This window comes from Cupriavidus sp. GW821-FHT02F09 (assembly GCF_059421605.1).
In genome coordinates this window covers 20,724-40,241 of sequence record NZ_JBWKVH010000034.1, presented here as the reverse complement: position 1 = coordinate 40,241, position 19,518 = coordinate 20,724, and the positions used below count along the sequence as shown (strand labels likewise).

The following is a 19,518-nucleotide window of genomic DNA, read 5'->3' as shown; positions in this document are numbered from 1 at the left end:
CTGAGTACCGATGTTTTGATTAAGGTTGCAACTGTGGCTCTGAACAACGAGGGATTGAAGCCTGAAGTCTCTGACGGACTTTATAAAAGCGAAACAAAAACGGAAAACACGGCGCAGCGCCGGGAGAGGCGCGGCGGCGGGATCGGTCAGGCGGCACCCGGGCGGAACGGCTTGCCCAGCGAGGCCGGCATGTTCAGGCGGATCCACGCCGGGTTGCGCGAGATCAGCGCCAGCACGACGATGGTCGCGGCATAGGGCAGCATCGACAGGATCTGCGACGGCACCGATACGCCAATGCCCTGCAGGTAGAACTGCAGGATGGTGACGCCGCCAAACAGCCAGGCTCCGGCCCAGACGCGGCCCGGGCGCCAGGTGGCGAAGGTGGTCAGCGCCAACGCGATCCAGCCACGGCCGGCCACCAGGTTTTCCACCCACATCGGCGTGTACACCAACGACAGGTAGGCACCGGCCAGCCCGCAGCAGGCGCCGCCGAACAGCAGCGCGCCAAAGCGGATCAGGCGCACCGGATAGCCCAGCGCATGCGCGGATTCCGGCGATTCGCCGATCGCGCGCAGCGTCAGCCCTGCGCGCGTGCGAAACAGGAACCACATGATGGCGCAGCACAGGAACAGGCTGAAATACACCATCCAGTGCTGCTGGAAGAAGGCCGGCCCGAAGAAGGGAATATCGGCCAGGAAGGGAATCGACTTGGCCTGCGACGGCATGGCGAAGCCGACGAAGCGCTGACCCATGAATGCCGACAGCCCGGTGCCGAAGATCGACAGCGCGAGGCCGGTGGCGACCTGGTTGGTGGCCAGCACCAGCGCCAGCCACGAGAAAAGCGTGGCCATCAGCATGCCAGCCAGCGCGCCGGCGGCAAAGCCGATCAGCGGCGACTGGGTCTGGTAGCCGACCATGAAGCCGAACGCGGCGGCGACCAGCATCATGCCTTCGGCGCCCAGGTTGAGCACGCCAGCGCGTTCGTTGATGAGCAAGCCAAGCGCCGCCAGCAGCAACGGCGTGCCGGCGTTGATCGCGGTGGCGATAAGAGGGGCGAGTTGTTCCATGTCTTGGGGGTTCCGCTCAGGCGGTCTTGGCGCGCCAGCGCAGGCGGTTGTCGATCAGCGTATCGCTGGCCAGCAGGAAGAACAGCAGCATGCCCTGGAACACCGAGCCCAGCGCCGAAGGCAGGCCCAGGCGCGACTGAGCCATTTCGCCGCCGATATAGAACAGCGACATGACGATGCCGCCGAACACGGTGCCCACCGGATGCAGGCGGCCCACGAAGGCCACGATGATCGCGGTGAAGCCGTAGCCGGGTGAGATCGAGGGCAGCAACTGGCCGATCGGGCCCGTGACTTCGAACGCGCCCGCCAGGCCGGCGGTGCCGCCGGAGATCATCAGCGCGCTCCACAGCGAACGGCGCGCCGAGAAGCCGGCATAGCGCGCCGCCGCCGGGGCGGTGCCGCCCACCTGCAGGCGGTAGCCCGCGAAGCTGCGGAAGATGAAGACGGTCATCAGCACCACCAGCACCAGCATCACCACAAAGCCCGCGTGCAGGCGCGAGCCCGACATCAGGTTAGGCAGCAGGAACTCGGAGGAGAACACCTTGGACTGCGGGAAGTTCATGCCGTTGGGATCCTTCAGCGGCCCGTTGACCACGTACAGCATCAACTGCTGCGCGATATAGGTCAGCATCAGCGACACCAGGATCTCGTTGGCGTTGAACTTGTCCTTGAGCGCGGCGGTGAGCGACGCCCAGAACATGCCGCCGACCACGCCGGCCAGCGAGGCCAGCACCAGCACCACGGTGCCGTTCACGCCATTGCCCGGCACATCGAAGTGCAACACGGTGGCGCCGGCGAAGATGCCGCCGACGATGAGCTGGCCATCCGCGCCGATGTTCCAGATATTGGCGCGATAGCACACTGAAAGCCCAAGCGCGCACAGTACCAGCGGCACGGTCTTGAGCAGCACCTCGCCGATGGCGCGGCGGTCCTTGAGCGGGTCGACCAGGAACACCTTGAGCGCGGCTACCGGATCCTTGCCGAGCAGCAGGAACAGCAGCGCGCCGAAGGCCAGCGTCAAGGCCAGCGCGATGAAGGGCGAGGCATAGGCCATGCGGCGCGAGGGCAGCCCGCGCGGTGCCAGCGACAGCGGTGAGCGAAGGAGGAAATCAGCCATGGTGCACGGCCTCCTCTTGTTCGCGCCGGCCGCCTGGCCCACCTTCCCAAAGACCGCTCATCCACAGGCCCACCTGCTCTCGCGTGGCGTCCTGGGTTGGAATCGACGGCGACAACCGGCCCTTGGCGATCACGTGCAGGCGATCGCAGATGGCGAACAGTTCGTCCAGTTCTTCCGACACCACCAGCAAGGCGCAGCCGGTGGCCTTGAGCGCCAGCAGCTCGTTGTGGATCTGCGCCGCGGCGCCCACATCCACGCCCCAGGTCGGCTGGGCCACAATCAGTACCTTCGGGCCGCTTTCGATCTCGCGGCCGACGATGAATTTCTGCAGGTTGCCGCCCGACAGGCTCTTGGCCAGCGCGTGCGGCCCGCTGGCCTTCACGCGGAAGCGCCCGATCACGGCCTGCGCCAGGCCGGCGGCGGCTTTGGGCGAAATCATGCCGCGCTGCACATAGGGCGCGGACTGGTGCGAAAGCAGGATATTCGCGGCCAGGCTCATGTCCGGCACGGCGCCACGGCCGAGGCGCTCCTCGGGCACGAAGGCCAGCCCGGCACGGCGCCGCTGGCGCGCGTCCAGCTTGCCCACCGGTTTGTTGTCCAGCGTAATGGCATCGCGCGCGGCGCGCACATCCTCGCCCGACAGCGCCGCCAGCAATTCCTGCTGGCCGTTGCCGGACACGCCGGCGATGCCAACGATCTCGCCGGCGCGCAGGTCCAGCGAGATGCCGGCAAGTTCCGTCGCGAACGCATGCGAGCGCGGCAGCGAGAGTCCGCGCACCGCCAGCCGGCAGGCGCCGGGCTCGGTCTGCACGCGCGCCTCGCGCGGCGGCTCGCCGCCGATCATTAGGCGCGACAGCGAGGCCGCGCTTTCCTGGCGCGGATCGCACACGCCGGTGACACGACCCATGCGCATCACCGTGGCGCTATGGCAAAGCTCGCGGATCTCGTCGAGCTTGTGGCTGATGTAGAGGATGCTGGTACCTTCCGCCGCGAGCTGGCGCAGCGTGATGAAGAGGGTCTGCACCGCTTGCGGCGTCAGCACGGAAGTTGGCTCGTCCAGGATCAGCAGTTGCGGCTTGGCCAGCAGCGCCCGCACGATTTCCACGCGCTGGCGCTCGCCGACCGACAAGGTGTGCACATGGCGGTTCGGCTCCAGCGGCAGGCCATAGCGCTGGGCGGTCTCGCGGATCTGGTCGGCCAGCTGCTTCATATTGGTGCCCGCATGCGGGCTGCCGGCGGCCGTCTTGCTGCTCCGGGGCAGGCCAAGGGCGATGTTCTCGGTCACTGTCAGCGTATCGAACAGCGAAAAGTGCTGGAACACCATCGCGATGCCCAGGTTTCGTGCGTCGTGCGGATTGTGGATCGCGGCGCGTGCACCGTTGAAGTGCATGTCGCCGGCGTCCGGCTTGACCGCGCCGAAGATGATTTTCATCAGGGTGGACTTGCCGGCGCCGTTCTCGCCGAGCACGGCGTGGATTTCGCCGGGGGCGACAACGAGGGACACGTCGTCGTTGGCGGTCACGCCGGGGTAGCGCTTGCTGATATGGGCAAGCGCCAGCCTTGGGGTTGTGCTTAAGGTCACTGAGGCGGCTCGAGTTGTTATGGCAGCAACGTGGATCAATGTTCGTTATGTATCGGGCAGCACCTGCGGCAGTGCGTGGGGCAGGATCGCCGTTACGCATTGCAGCAACCATCACTGGGCGGTGATGCCGTTTATTAACCGTGGATTATATAAGTGTGTGGGGTTCGGACGACCTGGTCAGGCCAGTATTCTCGGCCCCACAACGGATACAGGCAGGTTGCAAGTCGCATGCCGGGCGATTTGGGCGGGGGCGCGGACGGCCGGGCGGCCGACGGCGGCCTGCACGGCCGATTGGCGGGAAGGGGGAGGGGGCGGAACGGAAAAAAGGGGCGGATTGGCGGCCAGAGCAGAGCGCCTCGGCCTACACCGGAACGGCGGCGGCGCGATGCCGCCCCCGGGTGCTTCACAGCATGTCAGGCGCCGTGGCTGACCGCGATCTGGTTGAAGCGGCCTTCTCGGAAATCGGCCAGGGTCTGGTAGATCTCCTCCTGGGTGTTCATCACGAACGGCCCATATTGCGCGATCGGCTCGCCTAGCGGCTTGCCCGCGATCAGCAGGAAGCGCGCATCGGCCGTGGCCGTGACATTGACCCCGTCAGCGCCGGCGGCGTTGTCCAGCACGCCCATGCGCTGCGCTTCCAGCACCGCGGCGTTGCTGCCCGCGCCGACCGCGATCTCGCCGCGATAGGTGTACAGGAAGGCGTTATGCCCTTGCGGCAGCGCTTGCGAGAAGGTCTGTCCCGCCGGCAGCGAGACGTCCAGGTAGAGCGGCTCCGTGACCGGGCGCGTGACCGCGCCAGCCACCCCGTGCGAGGCGCCCGCCAGCACGCGCACCGTGGCGCCGCCCGGCAGCGCTACCGTGGGCACGGCGGCGGCCGGCAGGTCGCGGTACCAGGGCGCCGTCATCTTGTCCGCGGCGGGCAGGTTCAGCCACAGCTGGAATCCTTCCATGCGGCCGTCTTCCTGCTCGGGCATCTCCGAGTGCACCACGCCGGCGCCGGCCACCATCCACTGGGCGCCACCGTTTTCCAGCAGGCCCTCGTTGCCGGCGCTGTCGCGATGGCGCATACGGCCGGCCAGCATATAGGTGATGGTCTCGAAGCCGCGGTGCGGGTGGTCGGGGAAACCGCCGATATAGTCGTCGCGGCTATCGGTGCCAAACGCGTCCAGCATCAGGAACGGGTCCAGGCGGCGCTGCAGGTTCTGCGTGAGCACGCGGGTGAGCTTGACGCCGGCGCCGTCCGAGGTGGCGATGCCGCGCACCACGCGGTCGACCGCGCGCGAGCGCTGCACGGTTTCCGTGGCGGTGGCCGGGACGGTGGGGGCGGTAGGGATGGCGGTGCGTTGTTCCATGATCGATCTCCTGTTGGCTGGGGATGGCGGCAATGGCGCGCGGCCCCAAAGGCTACCCTCGTAATTTAAGGGTTTGGGCCAGAACCGGTAGAGGCCATCCGGGCAAAAGATTGTTCTGCCCATGGTACGGCTGATCCCTTGTGATGCTTCAATTCTGGAACAACGCGAGTGACGCCGGGATGCCGGGCGAAGCCTGATAAATACGGCCAGAAAGTGGCGCGAAAGCGCGGAGAAGGCGTAAAGATGACAAGATCGCTGTAGTTGGGTATAATAGCGCTCTCGTTGTCATCCGATGCTGCGTAATCAAGTCGGGTTGGCAGGGTCCGGGCAGGCGTTTTTGAGTGCCGCCCCAACTCCTTGCTTGCCCAAGCGTGGCACCGGCCGATTGATCCGGCGGCGCGTCGGAACCACCAAATTTGCGCTGCCACTGGCCTCCCGTTCCTGCATCTCGCAGCGGGTTGCGCCGCTCCCGGGACTCCCGCCCTTACCGGCACGGTGTCCTTTCAATTGGGTTTCCCGCTCTCCAGCGTGAAACCCGGCGCCCGTCCACCGGCTCATCTGCTGGTCATGGCGGGCAAGGCAATCTAGTCAGGGCCGGCGGGCCCCATTTGTACCCGCCTGAGCCCACTTTGTTCGTCCGTCAATCCGGATGTGGTTTCTCGTGCCCACATCTGGCATGCGGACAGAGGGGAATATGTCCAAGCAATCCGTACAGGCGCTGGCCTGGGGATGTCTCACGCTCGCCGCGCTGGCCGCTCTGGTCACCTGGATCGGCGTGGATGTCATCCTGCAATATCAGGACCGCCTGTGGTACGACGTTGCCGACCACCTGCGCCTGGTGGCGTGGTCGATGGCGCTGGCGCTGGTCACCGGCATCCCGGCTGGCATCGGCCTGAGCCGTCCGTGCATGCGCCGCTGGGCCGACCGCCTGATGCAGGTCTTCAATATCGGCAACACCGTGCCATCGCTGGCGGTGCTGGCCCTGGCCCTGGCCGTGCTCGGCATTGGCGAGCGGCCCGCCATCCTGGCGCTGTGGCTGGCTTCGCTGCTGCCGATCGTGCGCAATACCTGCGAGGGCTTGCTCGGCGTTTCCCCGGCACTGACCGAGGCCGCGCGCGGCCTTGGCATGACCGCCATGCAGCGCCTGTTCCGGGTCGAGCTGCCCAACGCGCTGCCGGTGATCCTGGCGGGCGTGCGCATCAGCCTGGTGATCAATGTCGGCACGGTGCCGCTGTCCTTCCTGATCGGCGCCAACAGCCTGGGCGAATTGATTTTCCCCGGCATCTACCTGAACAACCAGCCCCTGCTGTTGCTGGGCGCCGCGGCCACCGCGCTGCTGGCACTCGCTCTCGATGGCCTGTTTGCCGCCGCCGGTTATTGCTACCTGCGCCGCCGCGGGCTGGCGCGCTAAGGCGCGCAAGGGCGCACCGAACATGAAGGAGAAACCGATGCATTTCATCACAAGCGCGCTGGCCCGCGCGGGCCGCGCGGCCCGTGGCCAGGCACGCATGCTGGCGAGTGTCGCCGTGCTTGCCGCAGTGGCAGCCATGGCGCTGCCGGCGCACGCCGACACCGTTCGCGTAGGCGGCAAGAACTTCACCGAGCAGCTGATCCTGTCGTCGATGACCACGCAGTACCTGCAGGCCAAAGGCCTCACCACTGAGCTCACCGCCGGCCTGGGCAGCACGCTGATGCGCCAGGCCATGGAAAGCGGCCAGCTCGACGTGGTGTGGGACTACACCGGCACGGCGCTGATCGTGTTCAACAAGGTCGAGGAAAAGCTCGGCGCCGCCGAGAGCTACGAGCGCGTCAAGACGCTCGACGCCGCGCGCGGCCTGATATGGCTCGATGCTTCCGGCATCAACAACACCTATGCGCTGGCGATGCCGAGAAAGCGCGCCGAAGCCGCTGGCGTGACCACGTTGTCGGCCTTCGCCGAGACGATGCGCGCCGCCGGCGAGGGCACCGCCCATCCGTTCGCGGTCGACATGGAGTTCGCCGCGCGTCCCGACGGGCTGGAGCCGCTCAAGGGGCTCTACAAGCTGCCGTTCTCGCGCCGCGACGTGATCCAGCTCGATCCCGGGCTGGTCTACACCGCGCTGAAGAACGACCAGGTCGAGCTGGGTCTCGTCTACACCACCGATGGCCGCGTCAAGGGCTTCGACCTGGTGCTGCTGGAAGACGACCAGCACTTCTTCCCCGCCTATAACGCGGTGCCCGTGGTGCGCAAGGCAACGCTGGATGCGCATCCCGAGCTCGCGGGCCTGCTCAACGCGCTGGCGGCCCGGCTCGACAACGCGGCCATGACCGAGATGAACTACAAGGTCGATATCGACCAGCAGCCGGTCGACAAGGTGGCGCAGGAATTCCTGCGTGGCCACGGCCTGATCTGAAGAGGGCCGCATGGACTTGCTGACTTACCTCCAACACAGCTGGCCGACGCTGCTCAAGCTCACCGGCCAGCACCTGGCGCTGGTGGGGTCCGCGGTGGGCCTGGCGATCGTCGTCGGCGTGCCGCTGGGCATCCTGTGCGCGCGCTTTCGCTTTCTCGCCACGCCGCTGCTGACGCTGGCCACCATCGTGCTGACCTTGCCGTCGATCGCGCTGTTCGGGCTGATGATCCCGATCTTCGCGCGCTTTGGCCACGCGCTGGGCTACGTGCCGGCGGTGACCGCGGTGTTCCTGTATTCGCTGCTGCCGATCATGCGCAATACCTGCGTGGCGCTCGCCAATGTCGACGACGGCATCCAGGAAGCCGGACGCGGCATCGGCATGACCACCTGGCAGCGCATGCGGCTGGTGGACCTGCCGCTGGCCGTGCCCGTCATCCTCGGCGGCGTGCGCACCGCCGTGGTGATGAATATCGGCGTGGCCACCATTGCCGCCATCATCGGCGCGGGTGGCCTCGGGGTGCTGATCCTGCAAGCGATCAGCCAGAGCAACATGAGCAAGCTGGCGATCGGCGCGGTGCTGGTCAGCGTGCTCGCCATCGTGGCCGATGCCTGCCTGCAGTGGTTGCAGCGGGCGCTGACACCGAAAGGAATTCGCTGAACATGATTGAACTCGACCAACTCACCAAGACCTTCAGGCAAAAAGACGGCGCCGAAGTGCGCGCCGTCGATGCCGTTTCGCTCACTGTGCCCAAGGGCGAGATCTGCGTCTTCCTAGGCCCCTCGGGCTGCGGCAAGACCACCACGCTCAAGATGATCAACCGCCTGATCCAGCCCAGCTCCGGCCGGGTCCTGATCGACGGCGAGGACACCGCCCGCGTGGACGAAGTCACGCTGCGCCGCAAGATCGGCTACGTGATCCAGCAGATCGGCCTGTTCCCCAACATGACCATCGAGGAGAACATCATGGTGGTGCCGCGGCTGCTGGGCTGGGACAAGAAGCGCTGCCGCGAACGCGCGCGCGAGCTGATGTCGATGGTGCAGCTCGACCCCGGCAAGATGCTCACACGATATCCGCGCGAACTCTCGGGCGGGCAGCAGCAGCGCATCGGCGTGATCCGCGCGCTGGCGGCGGATGCGCCCGTGCTGCTGATGGACGAGCCGTTCGGCGCGGTGGACCCGATCAACCGCGAGAGCATCCAGAACGAGTTCTTCCAGATGCAGCGCCAGCTCGGCAAGACCGTGATCATGGTCTCGCACGATATCGACGAGGCCATCAAGCTGGGCGACCGCGTGGCCGTGTTCCGCGGCGGCAGGCTGGTGCAGTTCGACCATCCCGACGCACTGCTGGCGCGTCCGGCCGACGATTTCGTGCAGGCCTTCATCGGTCACGACAACACGCTCAAGCGCCTGCTGCTGGTGCGCGCCGGCGATGCCGCCACCATGGCGCAGACCTGCAGCCCCGGCATGCCGCTGGCGCAGGCGTTTGCCATCATGGACGAGGCCGACGTGCGGCACCTGCCGGTGGTGGATGATGCGCAGCACGCGCTGGGCTACGTCACGCGGCGCGATGCGCGCGCGGGGCAGGGCATATGCGCGGATGCGACGCGGCCATTCATGGCGACCGCCGCGTTCGACGAGCATCTGCGCATCGTGCTCTCGCGCATGTACCAGCACAACACCAGCTGGCTGCCGGTGGTCGATGCCGATGGCGTCTACCTGGGCGAAGTCACGCAGGAGTCGATCGCCGACTATCTCAGCTCGGGCCGCTCGCGCGGGAATGCGCCGGTGATCCAGCCGCCGCAGGCGCCGGCTGCCATCGAGCGCATTGCTGCGTAATGCTCAGCTAGGGAGATAGAAAAAGGGCCGGATTTCCGGCCCTTTTTCCATGGGTGCGCGAGATTAGTCGCGGGCCAGTTGCCCGTCGGTGAGGCGCCACACGTTCAGCGGGTTGCCATCCTGCAGCGCGGGCGGCAGCAGTTCCGCCGGCACATTCTGGTAGCACACCGGGCGCAGGAAGCGCTCGATGGCCGATGCGCCGACCGAGGTGGCGCGCGTGTCGGACGTAGCCGGGAACGGGCCGCCGTGCACCATGGCGTACGACACTTCCACGCCCGTCGGATAGCCGTTGAACAGCACGCGACCGGCCTTGCGCTCGAGCACGGTCAGCAGGATGGCGGCCTCGGCATGATCCCCCGCATCCGCTTGCACGGTGGCGGTCAGCTGGCCCTCCAGGCGGCGTGCCACCGCCAGCATCTCCTCGTGGTCGCGGCATACGACCAGCACCGAGGATGGGCCAAACACTTCGGCTTCCATGCGGTGGTCCGCAAGAAAACGCGCGGCCGTGGTCTCGAACAGCGCGGGGCGGGCCTGGTTGGGGCCGCTGGCGGCCTGGCCACTGCCGATGCGGCCCAGTCCTTCGATATCGCTGAGCTGGGCCACGCCGTTGTCGTAAGCCTGGCTGATTCCGGGCGTCAGCATGGTCGCCGCCGCCTTTTCCGCCAGCGCCGCAACCGCGCCCTGGCGGAACATGTCCAGCGCCGGGCTTTCCACCGCCAGCAGCAGGCCCGGGTTGGTGCAGAACTGGCCTACGCCCATCACCAGCGAATCCACCAGATTGCGCGCGATCTCCGCGCCGCGCGCGGCCAGGGCTGCCGGCAGCAGGAACACTGGGTTGATGCTGCTCATTTCCGCATAGACGGGGATCGGCTGGGGACGGCTGTTGGCCGTTTGCACCAGCGCCAGGCCGCCGCTGCGCGAGCCGGTGAAGCCCACTGCCTGGATCGACGGATGCGCGACCAGGGCCGTGCCCACGGCAACGCCCGCGCCCACCAGCAGCGAGAACACGCCTTCGGGCAGGCCAGCATCGGCCACGGCCTTCTGGATCACGCGCCCGACCAGCTCGGAGGTGCCGAGGTGGGCCGAGTGCGCCTTGACGACGACCGGGCAGCCGGCCGCCAGCGCGGATGCGGTATCGCCGCCCGCCACCGAAAACGCGAGCGGGAAATTGCTGGCGCCGAACACCGCCACCGGGCCGACCGCGATCTTCTGCAGGCGCAGGTCGGGGCGCGGCGGCGTGCGCTCCGGCAGGGCGGAGTCGAGTGTGGCGGCTTGCCAGCGGCCATCGCGCAGCACGCTGGCGAACAGGCGCAGCTGGCCGGCGGTTCGGGCGCGCTCGCCCTGCAGACGCGCAACAGGCAATGCGCTCTCGGCGTGGGCGCGCTCGATCAGCTTGTCGCCCAGGGCTTCCAGGCCGCTGGCGATCGATTCCAGGAACCTGGCGCGGATCTCCGGCGAGGTGTTGCGGTAGGTGTCGAACGCGGCTTCGGCCAGCGCGCAGGCACGCTCGGCCTCGGCGGCGCCGCCGCCATGGAATTCCGGTGCCAGGACTTCACCCGTGGCCGGGTTGGTGGCATGGAGGATCTTGGTGGTGCCGCGCACTGCGCGGGCGCCGATCAGCATTTCGCCGGTAATGGTCATTAGCGTTTCCTGCTTTTCAACTGCAATCAAGTGGGGAGTGCGCCATAGCTTGCGCTAGAGGCGGCGTGTATGTGGTCCCGGGCTGACACGCGGGACGCATAAATGGGGACATAGCCTTGCCGCGCTTTATTGTAAGACATCCTACAACATGAGGCGCTCGTTGGGCAAGCAGGAAATCCCGGATCCCGCCGGGATGCGCCGGCAGCCCGCCCCTAGCCGGCTTCCACCGCCGCCGACGCCTTGCGCAGGCGTTCGCGGCTGTTGGTCAGGTGCATGCGCATGGCGGCCTTGGCGCCTTCGGGGTCGCGCCGCTCGATGGCGTCAAAGATGTTCTCGTGTTCGATATTGACGCGCTCAAGGTACTGCTCCCGCTCCTGCGCGCTGACATGCAGCCGGCTGCGCGGGATCACCATGGTGCCGAGGTGGCCCATGATGTCCGTGAAGTAGCGGTTGCCGGTGGCGCGCGCAATCAGCAGGTGGAACTCGAAATCGGCACCGACAGAATCCTCGCCGCCCGCCGCCGTGCGCTTGAGCTCATCGAGCGCGCCACGCATCGCCGTCAGTTGCTCATCGCTGCGCCGCGATGCCGCCAGGCTGGCTGCCTCGGCTTCCAGGCTGACGCGGAATTCCAGCATGGCCAGCACGTCCATGGCAGTGCCCATGGTGGCGGGATCGATGCGAAAGGGCGAGCCGTTCTCGGCGCTGCGCGCCAGCACAAAGGTGCCGATGCCGTGGCGGGTTTCCACCAGCCCGCTGGCCTGTAGCCGCGACAGCGCTTCGCGCACCACGGTGCGGCTGACGCCGAGCGCGGCCATGATCTCGGACTCGGTCGGCAACTTGTCGCCCGGCTTGAGCTGGCCTTGCTGGATGCGCTCGCTCAGGTTGCTCACCGCCTCTTCGGCAAGCGTACGGCCGCGGCGCCGCAGCGGGGGAGTGGAGGCAAACATCGGGTTTGACATGGTGATGGGCTGGGACTTGACCGGATAGCAATGGCCTCATTATACTGCGTCGTAAGTTATATGACGACCGATAACAGGTGTCTCCCGTTGCATGGGCTGTAGCAGCCGCTTTGGGACCTGGCAAGCACCGCGCACAAGGATCCGGCAGCAGCCGGCATATCCAACCCGAGACAACCCGCAAGGGCCGGCAGCCAAGGCGGCGAGCCGCTCTTCCTGCTGGAGTTCAACATGACCCAATCATCCCTTTGCGCCGCGCCCATGGCAGGCACGCCCGTCATCACCGAGCTGACCGTCGTGCCGGTGGCCGGCCACGACAGCATGCTGATGAACCTGTCCGGCGCGCACGGTCCGTTCTTCACCCGCAATATCGTCATCCTGAAAGACAGCGCGGGCAATATGGGCGTCGGCGAGGTGCCCGGCGGCGAAGCGATCCGCCAGACGCTGGAGGATGCGCGCGAACTCCTCGCCGGCCAGTCGATCGGCAACCACCAGGCGCTGCTCAATCGCGTGCGCACCGCCTTTGCCAGCCGCGACGCGGGCGGGCGTGGCCTGCAGACGTTCGACCTGCGCATCGCCATCCATGCGGTCACCGCGCTCGAGGCGGCGCTGCTCGACCTGCTGGGCAAGCATCTGGGCGTGCCGGTGGCCGCGCTGTTGGGCGAAGGCCAGCAGCGCGACGCCGTGGAGATGCTGGGCTACCTGTTCTATATCGGGGACCGTAACCGCACCACGCTTGCCTATCGCAGCGAGCCCGAGGCGGACAACGACTGGTTCCGCCTGCGCAATGAAGCCGCGATGAATGCCGAGGGCGTGGTACGCCTGGCGCAAGCTGCCTATGAGCGCTATGGCTTCAACGATTTCAAGCTCAAGGGCGGCGTGCTGCGCGGCGACGAAGAGATGGAAGCCATCCTGGCGCTCGCCGAGCGCTTCCCCAAGGCGCGCATCACGCTGGATCCCAACGGCGCGTGGTCGCTGGCCGAAGCCGTGCGCCTGTGCCGCGACAAGCATGGCGTGCTGGCCTATGCCGAAGATCCTTGCGGCGCGGAGGAGGGCTACTCGGGCCGCGAGGTCATGGCCGAGTTCCGTACCGCCACCGGCCTGCCCACCGCCACCAACATGGTCGCGACCGACTGGCGCCAGATGGGCCACGCGGTGCGCCTGCAATCCGTGGACATCCCGCTGGCCGATCCGCATTTCTGGACCATGCAGGGCTCGGTGCGGGTGGCGCAGATGTGCGCCGAGTGGGGCCTGACCTGGGGCTCGCACTCGAACAATCACTTCGATATTTCGCTGGCGATGTTTACCCACGTGGCCGCCGCCGCGCCGGGCCGCGTCACCGCCATCGACACCCACTGGATCTGGCAGGACGGCGAGCGCCTGACCAAGGCGCCACTGAAGATCGAGAACGGCAAGGTGGCCGTGCCGACGGAGCCGGGCCTGGGCGTGGAGCTCGACATGGCGCAACTCGCGTTGGCGCACGAGCGCTACAAGAGCATGGGGCTGGGTGCGCGCGACGACGCCGTGGCCATGCAATTCCTGATCCCGGGCTGGACCTTCAACAACAAGGCGCCCTGCATGGTCCGGTGAGCCGCATCTGCGGCCCCCGCACGAATACAAGACAAGAAAACCACCAAGCACAAGGAGACAACCATGAACAAATTTGATGGCCGGCCGGCTGCCGCGGGCATGCTCGCCGCACCCGCGCGGCGCAAGTTCGGCCGGCTTGCCGCAGCCACGCTCGCTGCCATGGCGGCACTGGCCGCCGCAGGCGCCGTGACCAGTGCCGCGGCCGCCTCGCCGGCATGGCCCCAGAAGGCCGTATCCGTGGTGGTGCCGTTCCCTGCGGGCGGCTCCACCGATACCATCGCGCGCATGCTGGCGGTGCCGCTCAATGAAAAGCTGGGCCAGCCGTTCGTGATCGACAATCGCCCCGGCGCTACCGGGGCCATCGGCGCGACCATGGTCAAGCGCGCGCCTGCCGATGGCTACACCTTGTTGGTGGCATCGATCGGCGTCTATGCCGTGAACCCGTTCCTGCAAAAGAACCTGGGCTATGACCCGGCCAAGGACTTCGACCTGCTGACGGTGGCCGTGCGCGCCCCCAACGTGCTGGTCACCAAGCCGGACTTCCCTGCGAAGAACTTGCAGGAGCTGGTCGCGTACATGAAGAAGAATCCGGGCAAGGTGGCGTTCGCCAGCTCCGGGGCAGGTTCGTCGGACCATTTGACGGCCGCGCTGTTCTGGCAAAAGTCCGGCACCGACGGCCTCCACGTTCCTTATAAGGGTGGGGCGCCGGCCATCTCCGACCTGCTCGCCGGCCAGGTGGACGTCTCGTTCCAGAACGTCAACGCGGTGCTGCAGCATATCCGCAGCGGCAAGCTCAAGGCGCTGGCGGTGACCGGCGACAAGCGCTCGGCGGTGCTGCCGAACGTGCCCACCATGGCGGAGGGCGGCGTGAAGGACGTGGACGTGTATTCGTGGCAAGCCGTGGCCGCGCCGCGCGGGCTGCCGAAGGACGTCAAGACGAGACTGCATGCCGCGCTGGTCGGCTCGCTCAACGAGCCGCAGATGCGCCAGAAGCTGGCCGAGAACGGTTTCGAGGTGGTCGCCAATACACCGGAGCAATTCGAGCAGTTCGAGAAGCAGGAACTCCAGCGCTGGAAGGGCGTGATCGAAGCCGGCAAGATCAGCATCGACTAAGCACACGATTGCTCTTTGCCCCGCCAAAAGCGGGGCGTTTTTATTTTGGCGGGTAGGTTTGGACGCGGGCCTGCGCGACCTGATAGGCTTGGGCTAACACGCCTATGCACGCCCATGCGCGCCTTGCGCTATCTCGCCGCTGTCACCTGCCATGATCCGCTTCTGCAAATCGCCCCTCTGCCTGCTGATCGAGACCAAGTCCCGGTGGTTGATTCCGCGCGGGTTCGATGGCTTCGCGCCGGGGCCGCTGATCCTGGTGCGGCCCGGCGTGAGCCACGCGCTGATCGAGCATGAGAAGGTGCACGTGCGCCAGTTCTGGCGCTGGTGCGGCCTGATGGGCGTGCTCTACCTAGCGAGCCCGCGCTGGCGGCTGCGTTTCGAGTTGGAGGCCTACCGCGAGCAGTTGAGGCACTGCGAGCCGGGCGCCGCGCATCACTTCGCGCGCATGCTGGCGCGGCACTACCGGCTGGATATTACGCAGGAGCAGGCGTATCGCTTGCTGACGGCGCCGGTCGAGCCAGGGTGAACCGGGCAGCGCGGACCGTGAGGATAATCCCCAACGAGTAACGAAGCGCCGGCATTGCCGTGGAGAAAGAATCTGGCGGAAGCGGTGGCCGCGAGAATTCAGGCCAGTGCAATCCAATCAAATATTAAAAGAATTTTTAAAGAAATTTATTGCTGAATTTGTATCCAAATTCTGCCCAATGTGATCCTGCGTCATCCAGGTGAGAATGGCACGTGACGGGTCTTGTGCTCCGCCCATCAAATGCCAAAGGGCAAGGCAAATGGGTTCTGCGCTACGCGTCAGTCTGGTTGCCGGCAAGCGTGGCGATACGGACTTTGATTATTTCCTTATACAGAACAAAACGTCAGGCCTTCGATCCCGAAGCGCCTGTGAAGGCTGAGCGGCGACCATGACTCGCCGCAGCCCGACTAGGCCATGGGGGCCGATCAGGAACGCGCTTTTTCGTCAACAGACAAGCGCGCCCGGTACCCACATAGGCATGGGGCCTTCACATTCTCCACCAACCCGTTGTTTGCAGAGCAGACGCGCGATATCGTTGGGCTGTACTTGGCCCCTCCGCTCAAGACCGTGGTGGTGTGGGAAAGCACGGCGTGCTTGCACCGGCAGCTGGCGCTATCGGGCAGTGACTCAGTGTCGATTATTCCGATTACGCCCGCTCCGCCACGATCGAGTGTCGCGGTAATCGCCAGTCACGTGGAAGTCACGGCGAGTCATGTGGCCGCGACGCCTCCGGCGATCACGACGGAGCCTGACTTGCATCAGGCTGGATCGGAGGGCGACCTGGCGCGGCTCACCCGAGAAATCTCGGGCCGGGTTTGCCCCACCGTTGTCGAGATCCGGCGTTACCTTGGGTGCTCACAGGCGCGGGCGTTGCGACTGCGCCGGCAGCTTAGCGCATCAACGACAAAACTATCGGCCGAGGCTGCTCGTCCGTCTGCTCCGTTACCCACGCTTTTAATGCTCTTTGATCACTTTTTTGCGCTCGTGCAGCGCGAAGGCATGGGCGTGCCGGCACCCGGCACCCGGCGGCTGTCTGAAATTCGCTACGTGCCGGGTAAATATCCTGTTGGCCCGTACGAATCAGTAGCGGAGGCACACACAAATTGCTAAATTAAGCACAGTCCGTCCGGAAGCACACATTAAAATCAGCCGGAAGCACTGGAATACAAAAAATAAACGTACTTCGGGGTCAATCATGGGTCAGTCTTCTTGCCGAGAGCCGGCAGGCGTGATGGTTTCTGCGCGCTTGTTTACCACCGGTGAACCGAGGACGGCAGCGGCTTTGCGCATGGTCAGCGCACAGTTGGGTTTCACGCTGATCGAAGTGATGATTACGGTGGTCATCGTCGCGATCCTCGCGGCCATCGCTTATCCCTCGTACATCCAATACGTGATCCGGAGCAACCGCTCCGCCGCCCAGAGTTTCATTCTTGGGGTGGCCAACCAGCAAGAGCAGTACAACCTCGACGCACGTCAATACGCTACCACCATGACGGCGCTCGGCTATGCCACCGTTCCCACGAATGTGGCGAAGAACTACAACGTCACTGTGGCAGCCAGCAATGCTGCTACCCCGCCGACGTATCTCGTGACCGCCACGCCGACCGGCGCGCAGGCTACCAACGATACCCAATGCATGAATCTCACCGTCGACCAGGCGGGCGCCAAGGGGGTCAGCGGCAGCGGCACCGTTGCCAGTTGCTGGTGAGTGTGGATCATGGAGGGACAAATCTTGCCCAGCCCAGTAGAAGCGCGGCACGCGCGAAGACGCACGCAGCGGGGGTTCACCTTGATCGAACTGATTGCCGTAGTGACGATCGTCGCCATTCTGGCGGCCATCGCCACCCCCTATTTTCGAGATTTCATATTGGGGCAGCGGATCCGGGCGGCTGGCTATGATGTCGTCTCCACACTGATCTACGCCCGCAGCGAGGCGATAAAACGCAATAGCGGTGTTACCGTCGCTGCAGCGACGGGCGGCTGGCAGAACGGCTGGACGGTCACAAGTGGCACCATCACCCTCAGCCAGCACGAGGCGTTGCAGGGGCTGACCATGACAGGCCCCGTGGCCGGACTCGTCTACAACGGCAATGGCCGCCTTGCTGCCACGATCAGTCCTTTTGGCATCAGTGCAGCCAGTTCCAGCGCACCGCAGCGCTGCATCAACGTCGATTTGAGCGGGCTGCCAAGCAGCCAGGCAGGGAGTTGCTGATGCGCAGGCTATCGCCGATATGCCGCGAGTCGGGATTCAGCCTGATCGAGGCGCTCGTGACGCTGATCATCCTGCTGGTCGGATTGCTGGGTCTTGTGGGCCTGATTTTGACTAGCCAGCGCGCGGAGGCCGAGTCGTACCAGCGTACCCAGGCCCTGATCCTGCTACAGGACATGATCGGCCGCATCAATGCCAACCGGTCGGTCGCTGGCTGTTATGCCTTCACCACCGATCCGGTCAACGGGCAGCCTTATCTTGGAACTGGCGCGGCCGCCGCGCCGGCCTGCTCCCTTGGCACTGTCCAGGCCTACACCATGGCCAACGGGGATCTTGCGGCCTGGAGCAGCCTGCTCGCCGGCGCGGCAGAAACCAGTGCCAGTGGCAGCGTCGGCGCCATGATCGGCGCGCGCGGCTGCGTCAGCTATGACAGCGTCAGCGGCGTCTATCTGGTTAGCGTGGCCTGGCTGGGCATGGGGAAGACGGTGGCGCCGGGCGCGGGCCTTGGTTGCGGCAAGGGGCTGTACGCTGACGAAGCGCGGCGGCGGGTGGTCAGCGCGACACTGCAGATTGCCAACCTGAACTGAGGCTCGATACATGGCAAAGTCAACCGCCTCATTACGTTTGCGCTCCCGCAACGCGGGCTTTTCGCTGGTCGAACTGATGATCGCGATCGTGATCGGCCTGTTCCTGATGGCAGGTGTCGCCGCGCTGATCAGCCAGCAGAGCAGCACCCGCACCGAGCTCGACAAGTCCGCCCGGCAGATTGAAAACGGTCGCTATGCATTTACGCTGCTGGAGGACGATATCCAGCATGCCGGCTACTATGGCCAGTTTGGCGGCACGTTTGCGGCCCTGTCTGCCTTGCCGGATCCGTGCGCAATCGACAAGACCAGCATTGGCAATTCCTTCGCCTTGCCCATGCAGGGTTACGATGCTCCAGCCACCGTACCGGCTCCGCTGTCGGCCTGCCTGCCGAACGCAAATCACGTGGCAGGGACGGATATCCTGGTGGTGCGCCGTCTGGAAACGACCGACATACTGCCAACGCTTACCACTGCCGTAGCGGGCCAGGTTTATGTGCAGACTACCCCCACCGGTACGCCGGTGACGGCTGTCGGTCCGGACCCTACACCGGCAACTCCTTCCGTGTACACCCTGGTGCAAAACGACGGTGTCACGCCGGCCGCGCTGCGCCGCTACATCGAGCATATCTACTTCATCAGCCCGTGCAACCTCCTGGCCGCTGGCGCCACTACGTGCACCGCGGGCGCGGATGGCGGCAAGCCGGTGCCGACGCTAAAACGCCTGGAAATCGCAGTAGCGGGCGGCGCGTCGAGCTGGGTCACGACGCCACTGGTCGACGGTATCGAGAACCTGCAACTGGACTATGGCGTCGACGCTGTCGGCGCGGGCGCGCCAGCCGTTCCCTTCATCACCGCGCCAGCGCTCGCCGACTGGCCCAATGTCATGGCCGTGCAGGTCAACTTGCTTGCGCGCAACACGGAGGTGTCCGCCTTTGTCGACAGCGGTTTGGCGGCGAAGACCTACAGCATGGGAGTAGCCGGCTCAGTAGGCCCCTTCTCGGACAATTTCAAGCGGCACGTCTACACCGGTACCGTGCGCGTCATCAACCCCAGCAGCCGGAGAGAGTGAAGATGAGGCTTCGATCATTCCGGGGCAGGCTTCGCCAGGCTGGTATGAGCCTGGTGGTGGGGCTGGTCATGTTGATTGTCCTGACACTAATGGTGGTCTCGGCCGTGCGCATGAGCAAGACCAACCTGAAAGTCGTGGGCAACCAGCAAGCCAAAATCGAGGCTACGGCCGCCGCGCAGCAGGCGATCGAGAAAATCATCGGCTCGGTCAGCAATTTCTACACGCCCACCGCGCAGACTTTCAGCATCGATATCAATAACGACGGCGTGGCGGACTACACCGTCCAGACCGCCAAGCCGGCTTGCTTGCAGTTGACCGCGGCGGACGGTTACAGCGTCGACTTCGCGGACTCGGCGCCGAAGGATACCTATTGGGACATCAGTGCGGTTGCAACCGACAATCGAAGCGGCACCACCGTCACCGTGCATCAAGGTGCCAGGGTGCGGATGAATGCGACTGCGACCTGTCCCTAGACAACAA

At 65.7% G+C, this 19,518-nt stretch carries 19 protein-coding genes; 13 read left to right on the top strand and 6 right to left on the bottom strand.

The annotated features are described in order from the left end of the window. Positions 1–146: 146 nt before the first annotated feature. From AC07XB_RS28530 to AC07XB_RS28515, 4 genes are all read right to left on the bottom strand, one after another. On the bottom strand, positions 147–1,067 hold the full coding sequence (locus tag AC07XB_RS28530; RefSeq protein ID WP_492376125.1) for an ABC transporter permease: 921 nt from the start codon (positions 1,065–1,067) through the stop codon (positions 147–149). 16 nt (positions 1,068–1,083) lie between these two features. Then, positions 1,084–2,184, bottom strand: a complete 1,101-nt coding sequence (locus tag AC07XB_RS28525; RefSeq protein WP_492831827.1) for an ABC transporter permease — start codon at positions 2,182–2,184, stop codon at positions 1,084–1,086. Then, on the bottom strand, positions 2,177–3,766 hold the full coding sequence (locus AC07XB_RS28520; protein ID WP_492831825.1) for an ABC transporter ATP-binding protein: 1,590 nt from the start codon (positions 3,764–3,766) through the stop codon (positions 2,177–2,179). The genes AC07XB_RS28525 and AC07XB_RS28520 overlap by 8 nt, the downstream gene beginning before the upstream one ends. A gap of 413 nt (positions 3,767–4,179) precedes the next feature. After that, positions 4,180–5,118 (bottom strand): pirin family protein, encoded by a 939-nt coding sequence (locus AC07XB_RS28515; protein ID WP_492809908.1) that lies wholly within the window; start codon positions 5,116–5,118, stop codon positions 4,180–4,182. A gap of 694 nt (positions 5,119–5,812) precedes the next feature. Between AC07XB_RS28515 and AC07XB_RS28510 the strand changes: the two genes are divergently transcribed. From AC07XB_RS28510 to AC07XB_RS28495, 4 genes are all read left to right on the top strand, one after another. Further along, positions 5,813–6,529 carry an ABC transporter permease gene (locus AC07XB_RS28510; RefSeq protein ID WP_174423121.1) on the top strand — a complete coding sequence of 239 codons (717 nt, stop codon included), beginning with the start codon at positions 5,813–5,815 and terminating at the stop codon, positions 6,527–6,529. A 97-nt stretch (positions 6,530–6,626) separates the two neighbouring features. After that, on the top strand, positions 6,627–7,511 hold the full coding sequence (locus AC07XB_RS28505) for a glycine betaine ABC transporter substrate-binding protein (protein ID WP_492809997.1): 885 nt from the start codon (positions 6,627–6,629) through the stop codon (positions 7,509–7,511). Between the two features lie 10 nt (positions 7,512–7,521). Beyond that, the gene (locus tag AC07XB_RS28500; RefSeq protein WP_006162433.1) at positions 7,522–8,169 is read left to right on the top strand and encodes an ABC transporter permease; all 648 of its coding nucleotides are present in this window, start codon (positions 7,522–7,524) and stop codon (positions 8,167–8,169) included. A 2-nt stretch (positions 8,170–8,171) separates the two neighbouring features. Continuing rightward, positions 8,172–9,347 (top strand): osmoprotectant ABC transporter ATP-binding protein OsmV, encoded by a 1,176-nt coding sequence (locus AC07XB_RS28495; RefSeq protein WP_492831823.1) that lies wholly within the window; start codon positions 8,172–8,174, stop codon positions 9,345–9,347. 63 nt (positions 9,348–9,410) lie between these two features. On the opposite strand, the gene AC07XB_RS28490 is transcribed toward AC07XB_RS28495, so the two are convergent. Together AC07XB_RS28490 and AC07XB_RS28485 are read right to left on the bottom strand one after the other, a co-directional pair. Beyond that, on the bottom strand, positions 9,411–10,988 hold the full coding sequence (locus tag AC07XB_RS28490; protein ID WP_492831821.1) for an aldehyde dehydrogenase (NADP(+)): 1,578 nt from the start codon (positions 10,986–10,988) through the stop codon (positions 9,411–9,413). 212 nt (positions 10,989–11,200) lie between these two features. Further along, positions 11,201–11,947 (bottom strand): FadR/GntR family transcriptional regulator, encoded by a 747-nt coding sequence (locus tag AC07XB_RS28485; RefSeq protein ID WP_254615405.1) that lies wholly within the window; start codon positions 11,945–11,947, stop codon positions 11,201–11,203. 228 nt (positions 11,948–12,175) lie between these two features. On the opposite strand from AC07XB_RS28485, the gene gudD reads away from it, so the two are divergent. From gudD to AC07XB_RS28440, 9 genes are all read left to right on the top strand, one after another. Beyond that, entirely contained in the window at positions 12,176–13,534 is a 1,359-nt protein-coding gene (gudD, locus tag AC07XB_RS28480) for a glucarate dehydratase (RefSeq protein WP_492831819.1), read from the top strand. Between the two features lie 159 nt (positions 13,535–13,693). Beyond that, the gene (locus AC07XB_RS28475; protein ID WP_492809995.1) at positions 13,694–14,647 is read left to right on the top strand and encodes a Bug family tripartite tricarboxylate transporter substrate binding protein; all 954 of its coding nucleotides are present in this window, start codon (positions 13,694–13,696) and stop codon (positions 14,645–14,647) included. Positions 14,648–14,798: 151 nt separating this feature from the next. Next, positions 14,799–15,173 (top strand): hypothetical protein, encoded by a 375-nt coding sequence (locus tag AC07XB_RS28470; protein WP_492374998.1) that lies wholly within the window; start codon positions 14,799–14,801, stop codon positions 15,171–15,173. Between the two features lie 414 nt (positions 15,174–15,587). Beyond that, positions 15,588–16,283, top strand: a complete 696-nt coding sequence (locus AC07XB_RS28465; RefSeq protein ID WP_492831817.1) for a hypothetical protein — start codon at positions 15,588–15,590, stop codon at positions 16,281–16,283. An 85-nt stretch (positions 16,284–16,368) separates the two neighbouring features. Then, positions 16,369–16,881 (top strand): type IV pilin protein, encoded by a 513-nt coding sequence (locus AC07XB_RS28460; protein ID WP_492831815.1) that lies wholly within the window; start codon positions 16,369–16,371, stop codon positions 16,879–16,881. A gap of 81 nt (positions 16,882–16,962) precedes the next feature. After that, a complete protein-coding gene (locus tag AC07XB_RS28455) occupies positions 16,963–17,385 on the top strand; it encodes a GspH/FimT family pseudopilin (RefSeq protein ID WP_492831813.1) in 423 nt (140 codons plus the stop codon). Then, a complete protein-coding gene (pilV, locus tag AC07XB_RS28450) occupies positions 17,385–17,969 on the top strand; it encodes a type IV pilus modification protein PilV (protein ID WP_492831810.1) in 585 nt (194 codons plus the stop codon). The genes AC07XB_RS28455 and pilV overlap by 1 nt, the downstream gene beginning before the upstream one ends. 10 nt (positions 17,970–17,979) lie before the next feature. Beyond that, positions 17,980–19,038, top strand: a complete 1,059-nt coding sequence (locus AC07XB_RS28445) for a PilW family protein (protein ID WP_492831808.1) — start codon at positions 17,980–17,982, stop codon at positions 19,036–19,038. Between the two features lie 2 nt (positions 19,039–19,040). Then, on the top strand, positions 19,041–19,511 hold the full coding sequence (locus AC07XB_RS28440) for a pilus assembly PilX family protein (protein ID WP_494752809.1): 471 nt from the start codon (positions 19,041–19,043) through the stop codon (positions 19,509–19,511). Positions 19,512–19,518: the final 7 nt, after the last annotated feature.